General features: G+C 72.2%; 10 protein-coding genes and 1 pseudogene. All 11 read left to right on the top strand.

Annotation, left to right across the window (positions count from 1 at the left end; genetic code table 11):
- Positions 1 to 168: 168 nt before the first annotated feature.
- The 11 genes and pseudogenes from ACGF2Y_RS13605 to ACGF2Y_RS13555 all read left to right on the top strand — a co-directional run bounded on the left by ACGF2Y_RS13605 (position 169) and on the right by ACGF2Y_RS13555 (position 13665).
- A complete protein-coding gene (locus ACGF2Y_RS13605) occupies positions 169 to 1473 on the top strand; it encodes an extracellular solute-binding protein (RefSeq protein ID WP_392946072.1) in 1305 nt (434 codons plus the stop codon).
- Between the two features lie 2 nt (positions 1474 to 1475).
- Positions 1476 to 2465, top strand: coding sequence for a carbohydrate ABC transporter permease (locus ACGF2Y_RS13600; protein WP_392946070.1), 990 nt, complete (start codon positions 1476 to 1478; stop codon positions 2463 to 2465).
- Positions 2462 to 3310, top strand: a complete 849-nt coding sequence (locus ACGF2Y_RS13595) for a carbohydrate ABC transporter permease (protein WP_392946068.1) — start codon at positions 2462 to 2464, stop codon at positions 3308 to 3310. The genes ACGF2Y_RS13600 and ACGF2Y_RS13595 overlap by 4 nt, the downstream gene beginning before the upstream one ends.
- 4 nt (positions 3311 to 3314) lie before the next feature.
- Positions 3315 to 4982, top strand: coding sequence for a beta-N-acetylhexosaminidase (locus tag ACGF2Y_RS13590; protein ID WP_392946066.1), 1668 nt, complete (start codon positions 3315 to 3317; stop codon positions 4980 to 4982).
- Positions 4983 to 5310: 328 nt separating this feature from the next.
- Positions 5311 to 6207: an FAD binding domain-containing protein gene (locus ACGF2Y_RS13585; RefSeq protein WP_392946064.1), complete on the top strand. Its 897-nt coding sequence runs from the start codon at positions 5311 to 5313 to the stop codon at positions 6205 to 6207.
- A complete protein-coding gene (locus ACGF2Y_RS13580; protein WP_392946062.1) occupies positions 6204 to 7841 on the top strand; it encodes a 2Fe-2S iron-sulfur cluster-binding protein in 1638 nt (545 codons plus the stop codon). The genes ACGF2Y_RS13585 and ACGF2Y_RS13580 overlap by 4 nt, the downstream gene beginning before the upstream one ends.
- Before the next feature lie 58 nt (positions 7842 to 7899).
- Positions 7900 to 10257 (top strand): xanthine dehydrogenase family protein molybdopterin-binding subunit, encoded by a 2358-nt coding sequence (locus ACGF2Y_RS13575; protein ID WP_392946060.1) that lies wholly within the window; start codon positions 7900 to 7902, stop codon positions 10255 to 10257.
- A 128-nt stretch (positions 10258 to 10385) separates the two neighbouring features.
- Positions 10386 to 10811, top strand: coding sequence for a hypothetical protein (locus ACGF2Y_RS13570; protein WP_392946058.1), 426 nt, complete (start codon positions 10386 to 10388; stop codon positions 10809 to 10811).
- 22 nt (positions 10812 to 10833) lie between these two features.
- Positions 10834 to 11052, top strand: a pseudogene (locus ACGF2Y_RS13565) (hypothetical protein); the annotation flags it as partial.
- Positions 11053 to 11137: 85 nt separating this feature from the next.
- Positions 11138 to 11881, top strand: a complete 744-nt coding sequence (locus ACGF2Y_RS13560) for a hypothetical protein (protein WP_392946056.1) — start codon at positions 11138 to 11140, stop codon at positions 11879 to 11881.
- Positions 11882 to 12165: 284 nt separating this feature from the next.
- Positions 12166 to 13665: an MFS transporter gene (locus tag ACGF2Y_RS13555; RefSeq protein WP_392946054.1), complete on the top strand. Its 1500-nt coding sequence runs from the start codon at positions 12166 to 12168 to the stop codon at positions 13663 to 13665.
- The last annotated feature ends 25 nt before the right edge of the window (positions 13666 to 13690 follow it).

Here is a 13690-nt window from a genome sequence, read left to right as displayed (position 1 = left end):
CGGTCACCCCCGGTGGCCGGGCAGTCGCGTTGCACGGGCTGCATCCGCTGGTCACAGAGTGGTGGAGACCACTTGTCGGCGCCGGAACGCGGATCTACTCTCCTGCCAGTTGTGCAGAACGAAACGCACGTTGCACATGTTGCAACGCATGACCGGTAGGGGTTCCGGATGAAGCTTTCTGCCCGAATTGCCGCCCCGGCTGCGGCGCTGGTGCTGGCCGGCCTCACCGCCACCGCCTGCGCGCCGCAGACCTCCGACACCAGTGCGAAGGGTGATGAGAAGAGCGGCACTCTCCGTGTCTGGCTCTTCCAGGAGGTCGGCAACAAGCCCAAGGAGAAGGTCGTCGACGCGGCCGTCGCCGATTTCGAGAAGGCCCACAAGGGCGCGGAGGTCGAAGTCGAGTACATACCCGTCGACACCCGCGCGCAGCGCATCAAGGCCGCGTTCAACGACCCCGACAGCGCCCCGGACCTCATCGAGTACGGCAACAGCGACACCGCCGGATACGTCAAGGACGGCGGACTCGCCGACATCACCGAGGAGTTCGGCGCCTGGGACGAGGCCAAGGACACCGACCCGACCGCCAAGCAGTCCGTCACCGTCGGCGACAAGGTCTACGGCGCACCCTTCTTCGTCGGCGTCCGGGCCCTCTACTACCGCACCGACGTCTTCGAGGACCTCGGCATCGAGGCCCCCAAGTCCCAGGCCGAGCTGATCTCCACCGCCAAGAAGATCCGCAAGGCGAAGCCCGACCTCTACGGCCTCGCGGTCGGCGGCGCGTACACCTACGGCGCGATGCCCTTCATCTGGGCCAACGGCGGCGAGCTCGCGGGCGAGAGCGGGGGCGCCTACAAGTCGGGCATCAACAGCGAGAAGTCCCGCAAGGGCATCGAGGCCTACACCTCCCTCTTCGGCGACGACAACTGTCCGGCCGCCAAGTGCGCCTCCATGGGCGGCAACGCCACCGTGACCGCCTTCGCCTCCGGCAAGGCCGCCATGGCCATCGGCGGCGACTTCAGCCACGCGGCCGTCGAGGCGGGCGCGGTCAAGGGCAAGTACGCCGTCGTCCCGCTGCCCGGCATCGCCGAGGGCTCCATCGCCCCCGCCTTCGCGGGCGGCAACAACCTCGGCGTCCTCAGGAGCAGTTCGCACCGCACCCTCGCCGTCGACCTGATGAAGTCGCTGAGCGGCAAGAAGACCCAGGCCCAGATGTTCGACGCGATGGGCTTCCTGCCCACCTACACCGACGTCCTGGACAACGCCGCGAAGAAGGAGCCCTTCGTCGCCCCGTTCGTCCGGACCCTCGGCGCGGGCGCCAAGTTCGTCCCCGCCTCGCCCGCCTGGGGCCAGATCGACGCCTCGCTCGTCCTGCCGACGATGTTCCAGGAGATCGTCTCCGGCCGTAAGGACGTGGACAGGGCCACGGACGACGCGGCGAAGAAGATGAACACGGCCTTCACCGACGCGGGCTGACGATGACCACGCACACCACCACCCCGCTCAAGGCCCCGCCCACGGGCGCGGCCGGGGCGGGCGGCGGCACCCCGGCCGTCCGCCCGCCCCGGCGCGGCCGGTCGCTCCCACCCGCGAACCGCTCCGGCTGGACCCCCTGGCTCTACCTGCTGCCCGCCCTCGTCCTGCTCGCCGGACTGCTCGTCTACCCGATCTACCAACTCGGCCTGATCTCGTTCCTGGAGTACACCCAGGCCCAGGTCAGCGGCGGCGAACCCACCACCTTCAAGGGCCTGGGCAACTACGCCACGCTCTTCGACGACAGCCAGTTCTGGCAGGTCCTCCTCGCCACCGTCCTGTTCGCCGCGGCCTGCGTGGTCTCCACCCTGTTCGTCGGTTGCGCGCTCGCCGTCCTGCTCACCCGCATCCGCGCGCTGCCCCGGCTCGCGCTGATGATGGCCGCGCTCGGCGCCTGGGCCACCCCCGCGATCACCGGCTCCACCGTCTGGGTCTTCCTCTTCGACCCCGACTTCGGACCCGTCAACAGAGTGCTGGGACTCGGCGACTTCTCCTGGACGTACGGCCGCTACAGCGCCTTCGCGCTCGTCCTCCTCGAAGTGCTGTGGTGCTCGTTCCCGTTCGTGATGGTCACCGTGTACGCGGGCATCCGGGCCATCCCCACCGAAGTGCTGGAGGCCGCCTCGCTGGACGGCGCGTCCCAGTGGCGGATCTGGCGCACCATCATGGCGCCGATGCTCAAGCCCATCCTGATCGTCGTCACCATCCAGTCGATCATCTGGGACTTCAAGGTCTTCACCCAGATCTACGTCATGACCAACGGCGGCGGCATCGCCGGCCAGAACCTGGTGCTCAACGTGTACGCCTACCAGAAGGCGTTCGCGTCCTCGCAGTACAGCCTCGGATCGGCGATCGGCGTCGTGATGCTGGTGATCCTGCTGGCCGTCACGCTCGTCTATCTGCGTCTCGTACGCCGCCAGGGAGAGGAACTGTGAGCGTGCTTACGCTTCTGCGCGTCAAGCGGCCCGGCAGGCTGGCCGCCGAGGCCGCCGCCCTGATCATCGCCGTGGCGGTCGCCTTCCCGCTCTACTGGATGGTGCTCTCCGCGTTCAAACCGGCCGGGGAGATCCAGTCCACCGACGCCCGCCCCTGGACGCTCGCCCCCTCGCTCGACTCCTTCCGCCGGGTCTTCGACCAGCAGGACTTCGGCCGCTACTTCCTCAACAGCCTGCTGGTGGCGGGCACGGTCGTCATCCTCTCCGCGTTGATCGCCTTCCTGGCCGCCACCGCCGTGACCCGCTTCCGCTTCAAGTTCCGCACCACACTGCTGATCATGTTCCTGGTCGCGCAGATGGTGCCGGTGGAGGCGCTGACCATCCCGCTGTTCTTCCTGATGCGGGACTTCGGCCAGCTGAACACGCTCGGCTCGCTGATCCTGCCGCACCTCGCCTTCTCGCTGCCGTTCGCCATCTGGATGCTGCGCGGCTTCGTCAAGGCCGTCCCCGAAGCCCTGGAGGAGGCCGCCTGCATCGACGGGGCGAGCCGCACCCGCTTCCTGTGGCAGATCCTCTTCCCGCTGGTCTTCCCGGGCCTCGTGGCGACCAGCGTCTTCTCCTTCATCACCACCTGGAACGACTTCCTGTTCGCGAAGTCGTTCATCATCAGCGACACCTCCCAGTCGACGCTGCCGATGGCGCTGCTGGTCTTCTTCAAACCGGACGAGAACGACTGGGGAGGGATCATGGCAGCCTCGACGGTGATGACCATCCCCGTACTGGTCTTCTTCGTACTCGTACAGCGACGCCTCGTCTCCGGACTGGGCGGAGCGGTAAAGGACTGATGTCATGACACCCGAGGACAGGACGGCGGCGGCCTCCGTGAACACCGCGGCTCTCGGTCTGATCCCCGCTCCGCGCACCCTGACCCCGGCCCCCTCCGGGCCGTATGCGCTGAACCGCGCGACCCCGCTGAGCGCCGCACCGGGCACGGAGGGCGTCGCCCGCTGGCTGCGCACCACGCTCGGCCCGGCCACCGGACTGCCCCTGACCGAGGGCACGGGCGACCACGGCATCGTGCTGACGCTCGACGGGGAACTGGCCCCCGAGGCATACCGCCTCGCCGTCGACGCCGATGCCGTACGCATCACCGGCGGCAGCGCGGCGGGCGTCTTCCGGGGCGCGCAGACCCTCCGTCAGCTCCTCGGCCCGGACGCCTTCCGGCGCGCGCCCCTCGCACCGGGACGCGCCTGGGAGGTCCCGGCGGTCGTCGTCGAGGACGAACCCCGCTTCGGCTGGCGCGGTCTGATGCTCGACGTCTCGCGGCACTTCCTGCCCAAGGACGACGTCCTGCGCTACCTGGACCTGCTCGCCGCCCACAAGCTGAACGTCTTCCACTTCCACCTCACCGACGACCAGGGCTGGCGCATCGAGATCAAGCGCTACCCGCGCCTGACGGAGGTGGGCTCCTGGCGTTCGCGCACCAAATACGGCCACCGCGCCTCCGAACTGTGGGACGAGACCCCCCACGGCGGCTTCTACACCCAGGACGACATCCGCGAGATCGTCGCCCACGCCGCCGAGCGGCATATCCGGGTCGTCCCCGAGATCGACATCCCGGGCCACTCGCAGGCCGCCATCAGCGCATACCCCGAACTGGGCAACACCGACGTCATCGACACCACCACCCTCTCCGTCTGGGACACCTGGGGCGTCAATCCGAACGTACTCGCCCCCACTGACAACACCCTGCGCTTCTTCGAAGGCGTCCTGGAAGAGGTGCTGGAACTCTTCCCCGCCGGGACCTCGCCGTTCGTCCACATGGGCGGCGACGAGTGCCCCAAGGACCAGTGGAAGCAGTCCCCGCTCGCCCAGGCCCGGATCGCCGAACTCGGCGTCAAGGACGAGGAGGGACTCCAGTCCTGGTTCATCCGGCACTTCGACGCCTGGCTCGCCGACCGGGGCCGCCGCCTCATCGGCTGGGACGAGATCCTCGAAGGCGGCCTCGCCGAAGGGGCCGCGGTCTCCTCCTGGCGCGGTTACGCCGGAGGCATCGCGGCCGCCGAGGCCGGGCACGACGTGGTCATGTGCCCCGAGCAGCAGGTGTATCTGGACCACCGTCAGGACGGCGGCCCCGACGAACCCATGCCCATCGGATACGTCCGGACCCTGGAGGACGTCTACCGCTTCGAGCCCGTCCCGCCGGGCCTGAGCCAGGAGGCGGCCCGTCACATCCTGGGCACCCAGGCCAACGTCTGGACCGAGGTCATGCAGAACCGGGCCCGCGTCGACTACCAGGTCTTCCCACGCCTCGCCGCCTTCGCCGAGGTCGCCTGGTCCGCCCTGCCCGCCCCGGCCGACCGGGACTTCGCCGCCTTCGACGCCCGGATGAGCGCCCACTACGCCCGGCTCGACGCCCTCGGCGTCGACTACCGCCCGCCGACGGGTCCGTACCCCCGGCAGCAGCGCCCCGGCATCCTCGGCCGCCCGCTCGACGTGGTGCCACCGGTGGTGTGACCCCGAGCCCGGCCCGCCGGCCGCAGCCGTCCTCCGGGACCGCTGCGGCCGGCCCGCGTCCGGGGCCAACAGCCCTGCCGACGCGCGCCGGAGCGAGGGTGCGAACCGTATAAGTCGTACAAACCTCGCTGAAGAGTGGCAATTCACCCTCCCCGCCGAAGAAGTGCGAAACCGGAACATCCCGCAGGTCAGGGACGGATCCACCCTTCGCGGACCCTCGCGCCGGTCCGATCGGAAGATGTGCCAGAGTTGCCACGTCCGGGCTGTGAACACGTACCGTACGGCGGAACAGGCGGGACAGCCGGGAGACCGGGAAGGGGCAGCTGGGTTGACCACGCACGCACCGCAGGCGATGCAATCGGTGACGCTGCCGGCCTCGTTGGACGAGGCCGTGGCGGCACTCGGCGCCATGCCCGCAGCCGTTCCGGTCGCGGGGGGCACGGACCTGATGGCAGCCGTCAACAAGGGGCTGCTGCGCCCCTCGGGGCTGGTCGGCCTCGGGCGGATCAGCGAGCTGCGCGGCTGGCACTACCAGGACGGCCACGCGCTGCTCGGCGCCGGACTCACCCACGCCCGCATGGGCCGCCCCGACTTCGCCGCCCTCATCCCCGCCCTCGCCGCCTCCGCCCGCGCCGCGGGTCCGCCCCAGATCCGCAACGCCGGCACCCTCGGCGGCAACATCGTCACCTCCGCGCCCACCGGCGACGCCCTGCCGGTGCTGGCCGCGCTGGAGGCCGAGCTCGTCATCGCGGGCCCCGGCGGCGCCCGCCGCGAGATCCCCGTCTCCCACCTGCTGGCCGGCCGTGAACTGCTGGAGCCCGCGGAGCTGATCGGCTTCGTCCGCGTACCGCTGCTGCACGCCCCGCAGGTGTTCCTGAAGGCCACCGGCCGCACCGGTCCCGGCCGTGCCACCGCCTCGGTCGCCGTCGTCCTGGATCCGGCCCGCCGCGGCGTGCGCTGCGCGGTCGGCGCGATCGCCCCGATGCCGCTGCGCCCGCTGGAGGCGGAGCGCTGGATCGCCTCGCTGATCGACTGGGACGGCGAGCGGGGCCTGGCCCCCGCCGCGCTGGCCGCCTTCGGCGAGTACGTCGCCGCGGCCTGCGTCCCGGACCACGCACCACCGGCCGACGGCTCGGAGGCACCGCCGCTGTCCCCGGCCGTACTGCACCTGCGGCGCACCGTCGCCGCGCTCGCCCGACGCGCGCTGGGGAGGGCACTGTCGTGAGCAATGAGGAATCCCCCGACCAGCACGGGCAGTACGGGCCGCAGGACGGGCAGGGCGGCTCCGGCGGACCGGATCCGCGGTACGGAGCCTGGCTGCCGACCCCGCAGAACGGTGAGTACGACGCCGACGCCACCGCGTTCGTCCAGCTCCCGCCGGAGGACCTGGCCAACATCCCGCTGGCCGCGCCCGGCCAGGGGTACGTCCCCCCGATGATCCTGCCGCTGACCCCGGCCGCCGGCCTGGACCCGGCGGCGACGGGCAGTTGGGTGGTGCGGACGCAGAGCCAGCAGGCGCAGGCCGAGCAGCGCGCCCAGGAGGCTGCCGCCGCCCAGGAGACCGCCGCCGCCCAGGAGTCCGGCGTGGTCCACTGGCCGGACCCGAACCAGCAGGGCGGGCAGGGCGGATACCAGGGCCCCTACCAGGACACCTCGCACGCCACGGCCCAGTGGAACTTCACCGAGGCCTTCGGCGAGACGCCGACGGCCCCGGAGTCGGCCGGCCCGGAAGCAGCCCCGGCGGCCGCGGGCGGAACCGGCCACTCCGGCCCCACGGGTCACACCGGCCAGTGGACGATCCCGGTGGCGGACGGGGATCTCCCGGACGAATCGGGCGAGTTCCTGGCCTCGGCGCACACCCCGCAGTGGTACGCCGACAGCGCCCGCCCGGCAACGCTGCCCGGCGGCGCTCCCGCCCCCTGGGCCACACCGGAACCGGAAACCGCCCCCGTACCCGTAACGGAGGAGACCCCGGAACCGGCGACGGACGAACCGGCAGCTCCGGCGGCAGAGACGGTCCAGCCAGAGACGGCCGGGGCGGCGACGGACGCACAGACCGACACCGACACCGCCACCGCCGCCACCGGCACCGAGGGCCCCACCGCCGAGGAACCCGACACGGCACCCGAGGCGGCTCCCGACGCCGACGCGGGTCCCGAAGCGGTCCCCGGCACAGCCCCGGACGCGACCCCGGAAGCAACGCCGGACGCGATCCCGGAGGCAGCCCCGGACGCCGCCCCCGCCCCCGTCCTCCTCGACGCACCGAGCGAGCACCCCTCCGCGTCCTACCTGCTCCATGTGAACGGCATGGACCGCCCGGTCAGCGACGCCTGGATCGGCGAGTCCCTGCTCTACGTGCTCCGCGAGCGCCTCGGCCTGGCCGGGGCCAAGGACGGCTGCTCGCAGGGTGAGTGCGGCGCCTGCAACGTCCAGGTCGACGGCCGGCTGGTCGCCTCCTGCCTGGTCCCCGCGGCCACGGCGGCGGGCAGCGAGGTGCGTACGGTCGAGGGCCTGGCCGTCGACGGCGAACCGTCCGACGTCCAGCGGGCCCTGTCCGCCTGCGGAGCCGTCCAGTGCGGCTTCTGCATCCCCGGCATGGCGATGACCGTCCATGACCTGCTGGAGGGCAACCACGCCCCCAGCGAGCTGGAGACCCGTCAGGCCCTCTGCGGCAACCTCTGCCGCTGTACCGGCTACCGGGGCGTGCTCGACGCGGTCGCGGACGTCGTCGCGGCCCGTGAGGCGAGCGCCGAGGCGGCCACGGCGGTCCAGGACGAGGCGCGCATCCCGCATCAGGCCGAGCCGGGCGCCGGCGGCGTGCAGCAGGGCCCCCACCCGCACGAGGGAGAGGCGCTGTGAGGCACGCCCCCGGTCCCGCCGTACGACAGCAGCACCACGCGAACGACAAGGAGGCGGCGTGAGCGGCGACGCGGCCACCGCGGCCAACGCGACCAGCACCGGTCTGCCCAGGATCGACGCCATGGGCGGACCGGGCACGGGTTCCGGCCCGGACCAGGAGCAGCCCCTGCTGGGCCTCGGCGCCTCGCTGCCGGCCGCCGACGCCCGCGCGAAGACCGAGGGCACCTTCCCGTACGCCGCCGACCTCTGGGCCGAGGGCCTGCTGTGGGCGGCCGTGCTGCGCTCCCCGCACCCGCACGCGCGGATCGTGTCCATCGACACCTCGGGTGCCGAGGAGATGCCCGGGGTGCGCGCGGTCGTCACGCACGAGGACGTGCCGGGGGACCGCAACTACGGCCGCCATGTGGTGGACCGCCCGGTGTTCGCCTCCGACCTGGTCCGCCACCACGGCGAGCCGATCGCCGCGGTCGCCGCCGACCACCCGGACACCGCACGGCTGGCCGCCGCCGCCATCGCCGTACGGTACGAGGTGCTGGAGCCGGTCACGGACCCGGAGCAGGCGTTCGCGGCGGAGCCCCTGCACCCCGACGGCAACCTGATCCGGCACATCCCGCTGCGCTACGGCGACGCGGAGGCGGCGGGCGAGGTCGTCGTCGAGGGCCTGTACCGCATCGGCCGCCAGGACCCGGCCCCGATCGGTGCGGAGGCCGGCCTCGCCGTGCCCCGCCCGGACGGCGGCGTGGAGATCTACACCGCCTCCACCGACCCGCACACCGACCGCGACCTGATCGCCGCCTGTTTCGGCCTGGAACCCGACCGGGTCAAGGTCGTCGTGACCGGGGTGCCCGGCGCGACCGGCGACCGCGAGGACCCCGGCTTCCAGATCCCGCTGGGCCTGCTCGCGCTGCGCACCGGCTGCCCGGTGAAGCTGGCCGCGAGCCGCGAGGAGTCCTTCCTCGGCCACACCCACCGCCACCCCACGCTCCTGCGCTACCGCCACCACGCGGACGCGGAGGGCCGGCTGGTCAAGGTGGAGGCCCAGATCCTGCTGGACGCCGGCGCGTACGCCGACGCCTCCTCGGAGTCCCTGGCGGCGGCCGTGGCCTTCGCCTGCGGCCCGTACGTCGTCCCGCACGCCTTCATCGAGGGCTGGGCGGTCCGGACGAACAACCCGCCTTCGGGCCATGTGCGCGGCGAGGGCGCGATGCAGGTCTGCGCGGCGTACGAGGGCCAGATGGACAAGCTGGCCGCGAAGCTGGGCATCGACCCGGCCGAACTGCGCCTGCGCAACACGCTGTCGACGGGCGACATCCTCCCCACCGGCCAGACGGTCACCTGCCCGGCCCCGGTGGCCGAACTGCTCCAGGCCGTCCGCGACTACCCCCTCCCCGCCCTTCCCAAGGACGCCCCGCAGGACGACTGGCTGCTGCCGGGCGGCCCCGAGGGCGCGGGGGAGCCCGGCGCGGTGCGCCGGGGCGTGGGCTACGGCCTGGGCATGGTCCACATGCTGGGCGCCGAGGGCACGGACGAGGTCTCCACGGCCACGGTCCGGGTCCACGACGGTGTGGCCACGGTGATCTGCGCGGCGGTGGAGACGGGCCAGGGCTTCACCACGCTGGCCCGCCAGGTCGTCCAGGAGACCCTGGGCATCGAAGAGGTCCATGTGGCCGCCGTCGACACCGACCAGCCCCCGGCGGGCCCGGCGACGCACGGCCGTCACACCTGGGTGTCGGGCGGGGCGGTGGAGCGCGCGGCGAAGATGGTCCGCACCCAGCTCCTCCAGCCGCTGGCCCACAAGTTCGGCATGTCCACGGAGCTGCTCCAGATCGCCGACGGCAAGATCACCTCGTACGACGGTGTGCTCTCCACCACCGTCACGGAGGAGCTGGACGGCAAGGAACTCTGGGCCACCGCCCAGTGCCGCCCCCATCCCACGGAACCGCTGGACGAGTCCGGCCAGGGCGACGCGTTCGTCGGCCTCGCGTTCTGCGCGGTACGGGCGGTGGTCGACGTCGACATCGAGCTCGGCTCCGTCCGGGTGGTCGAGATGGCGGTCGCCCAGGACGTCGGCCGCGTCCTGAACCCGGCCCAGCTGGCGATCCGCATCGAGGCGGGCATCACCCAGGGCATCGGCGCGGCCCTCACCGAGAACCTCCGCACCGCCCGCGGCCTGATCCGCCACCCCGACCTGACCGGCTACGCGCTCCCCACCTCGCTGGACGCCCCGGACATCCGGATCGTGAAACTGGTCGAGGAACGCGACGTGGTAGCCCCCTTCGGCGCCAAGCCCGCCTCGGCGGTCCCGGTCGTCACGGCCCCCGCAGCGGTCGCCTCGGCGGTCCGCTCGGCGACGGGCCGCCCGGTGAACCGCCTGCCCATCAGGCCCCAGGCGGCGGTGGCGACGCCCAAGGGGTGACCCGAAGGCCGGCTCGGCGGCGGTGCGTTTCTGCCCGGACAAAGGCTCAGTTCCTACTCGCCCGCCCCGTGCTCGCGACCGTACGGTTGCCGCGGAGGCTGTCCGCACGGCGATACCCGAGGGAACACGTGACATTCGAGAAGGAATGGGCCGAACTGCGCTCGGCGGCGGCCGAACGAAGAGCCATGCAGGTCAACAGCGCTCCGGCCGAGGGCGGCGGGGGTGGCGCACCCGACCTGGTGGTGAACCGGGACGACCTCGGCGCTGTCGGGAATGACGCCTATGAGCTCAGGACGAGGCTGTCGAAGGACGGTGACCACGCCCGTCCGGCCACCTTCGACGCGGCGATCGCGCTCACCAACGGCAACTTCACGAGCGGTTCGGCGGTGCTCAAGGTGCACGACCGCTGGCAGACCCAGCTCAAGACGCTGCTGGATTCCTGTGCGCATATTTCGAACCACCTGGATTACACCAAGGCCCAGCACGCGAAGGACGACGTGAAGATCGGCGGGGATCTGGTGCCGGTCTCCAAGCTCTCGGAGTACCTGAAGTAGGGCTCGGGGGCCCGCGCGCACGCTGCATGACGAGGACATCGTCGAAGCCCCGTCGGGGAAGCTGAAGGCCGCGGCCGACGACTGGTCGGATAGGGCGGCCAATCTGGACAAGCTCGCCACCCGAGCCTCTGACGGGATGAAGGCGAAGGCGAACGGGGAGGGCCTCGACGCCGGGGTCACCAAGGCGTTCGTCGGCGGGACCGCCAAGGAGTTCGCGGACGCAGCCGCCGAGGCCAAGGGCGGGAGAGGGCGACAGCGGCCTCCTTGAGAAGCTGGACCCCGGTATGCGGTCTCTGCCGTAGCCGTTGACCAGGAGGGGGGCCGGCGTGATATCCGAGCCGGAGATGGTGGGGGAGTTCGAACCGGGCGAGCCCGCGGAGGCGGTGAGCGGGTTCGACCGGAAGCCCGCGGCCGGACGGCGCTACGGGGCGGGGCTGCTGTGGGCCGCCGCCGGAGCACTGGTGGCTTCCGCGGTGTGGGCGGCGGCGGTGTTCGGGTACGGGTTCGGCGAGGGGAAGCCGGATCTGCGGGGGTACCGGCTGGGGGAGAAGCCCTGTGTCGCGATGCAGCTCAAGGCGCTCTCCGGATCCGTCGGGAAGGCGGAGAGTGAGCCGACCGAGCTGTCGGGGCGGGTCGAGCATCCTGCCATCGACCGGGTCGACTGCGCGGTCTCGCTCGCTCCCTTCGAGGTCTCCGAGGAGGAGCGGGGGGACGGGTGGTCCGTCCAGGTCTCCGTGTCGATGAGGGTCGAACTGCACAAGGAGACCGATCCGGGGCCCGAATTCGAGGCGCTGAGCACGGAGGCGGACCCCTTCGGGAACGAAGTCGCCGAGGTGGAGGGAATCCCCGGTCTCGGGGACAGCGCCTATCTGGTGACGAGGGACGACCAGTCCTCGCTGGTGGCCGTGCGGGACGGCGGCGTCGTCATGACGCTCGGTATGTCCGTCTCGACGACGTACGACGGCGACGACGACTATCCGGAGGGTGAGGTCGACGTTCCCGATCTGACTCCGTACCAGGGCGACCTGCTCAGTGATGCGCACGAGGTGCTGGACGCGCTCAAGGCGTGAGCCGCGCTCGGCCCGTACGCCCACGCGGACACACGGTCGGGTGTGGTGGTGCTGCGCGTCGCTGTTCTCCTGCCGCGTTCCTCTGCTGCCCGTACCTCGCCGTCCGTTCCTCGCTGTCCATGACGCCACGGGCCGCCGTCCACCGCCTCGGGAAGCCCGGCCGGGCCGCCAGGCGACGGCCACACGCCGGTCACACCCGGGGCTCGGGACCTACGACCAAGGGCCGAGTGCGGGGCCGCACAAAGACAGGGTTCAAACCGCTCCATGCCTCTTACTCTTGGGCCATGACCGCCCTCGAACCGCGTGACGGCACCGATACCGCGCGCCTCGCGCCGACCGTGACCGACGCCTCCTCCCCGGACCCGCTGTCCGGAGTCCCTCTCGCGGCCGCCGAGGGGGTCCTCGGGCGCAGCTACCGGGCGCTGAGCATCGGCATCGTCTCCGTGGTGTTCCTCATCGCGTTCGAGGCCACGGCGGTCGGCACGGCCATGCCGGTGGTCGCCCGCGAGCTGAACGGGATCCCTCTCTACGCGTTCGCCTTCTCCGCGTACTTCACCACCAGCCTCTTCGCCATGGTCCTCTCCGGACAGTGGGCCGACCGGCGCGGGCCGCTCCAGCCGCTCGCCACCGGGATCACCGCCTTCGGCGCCGGTCTGCTGCTCTCCGGGGCGGCCACCAGCATGTGGATCTTCATCGCGGGCCGGGCGGTCCAGGGCCTCGGCGGCGGGCTGGTGATCGTCGCCCTGTACGTGGTCATCGGGCGGGCCTACCCCGAGCACATCCGGCCCGCGATCCTGGCCGCCTTCGCGGCGAGCTGGGTGATCCCCTCCGTCGTCGGGCCGCTCGCCTCCGGGACGGTGACCGAGCACCTCGGCTGGCGCTGGGTGTTCGTCGGCATTCCCGTCCTCATCGTGGTCCCGCTCGTGCTGGCCCTCCCGGCGATCCGGCGGACGGCCTCCGGGCCCGCGGACCCGGAGGCCGCCACCGAGCCGTACGACCGCCGCCGGATCCGGCTCGCGCTGGGGATCTCGGCCGGGGCGGGGCTGCTCCAGTACGCGGGGCAGGAGCTGAACTGGCTCGCCCTCCTGCCGGCCGCTCTCGGCGTCGCCCTGCTGGTGCCGGCCGTCCGCGGACTGCTGCCCAAGGGGACCGTACGGGCGGGGCGCGGGCTGCCCTCGGTGGTCCTGCTGCGCGGGATCGCCGCCGGATCGTTCATCGCCGCCGAGTCCTTCGTACCGCTGATGCTGGTCACCCAGCGAGGGCTGTCCCCGACGATGGCCGGGCTCTCGCTGGCCGTGGGCGGGGCGACCTGGGCGCTCGGTTCGTACGTACAGTCCCGGCCGCGCATGGAAGCGCACCGGGAGCGGCTGATGGTCAGCGGCATGGTGCTCGTCGCCGCCTCGATCGCCGTCGCGCCCTCCGTGCTGATCGAGGGGGTCCCGGTCTGGATCGTCGCCGTCGCCTGGGCCTTCGGCTGCTTCGGGATGGGCATGGTGATCGCCTCCACCAGCGTGCTGCTGCTGAAGCTGTCGGCCCCCGAGGAGGCGGGCTCCAACTCCGCCGCCCTCCAGATCTCCGACGGGCTCTCCAACGTGCTGCTCCTGGCCACCGGCGGCGCGGCCTTCGCGGCGCTCGGCGGCGGGGCGGTGGGCGCGGCCGCGCACGGGGCGGTGGCGTCGGGGACGTCGGGCTCGCACCCGGGCGCGTTCGCCGCGGTGTTCCTGCCGATGGCGGGGGTGGCGGTGGTGGGGGCCTGGGTGGCGACCCGGGTGCGGGAGCGATAGCGGTACTGCTTTGGCCCCACAGGTG

Origin of the sequence: Streptomyces sp. NPDC048142, from assembly GCF_043202835.1 — a bacterium.
Classification (GTDB): Bacteria; Actinomycetota; Actinomycetes; order Streptomycetales; family Streptomycetaceae; genus Streptomyces.
This window is presented reverse-complemented; position numbering and strand designations above follow the sequence as displayed.

What these genes read in the sequence shown, in the direction of transcription:
- ACGF2Y_RS13605 (WP_392946072.1), top strand. Translation starts at nt 169, where the DNA reads ATGAAGCTTTCTGCCCGAATTGCCGCCCCGGCTGCGGCGCTGGTGCTG.
- ACGF2Y_RS13555 (WP_392946054.1), top strand. Translation starts at nt 12,166, where the DNA reads ATGACCGCCCTCGAACCGCGTGACGGCACCGATACCGCGCGCCTCGCG.
- ACGF2Y_RS13600 (WP_392946070.1), top strand. Translation starts at nt 1,476, where the DNA reads ATGACCACGCACACCACCACCCCGCTCAAGGCCCCGCCCACGGGCGCG.
- ACGF2Y_RS13590 (WP_392946066.1), top strand. Translation starts at nt 3,315, where the DNA reads ATGACACCCGAGGACAGGACGGCGGCGGCCTCCGTGAACACCGCGGCT.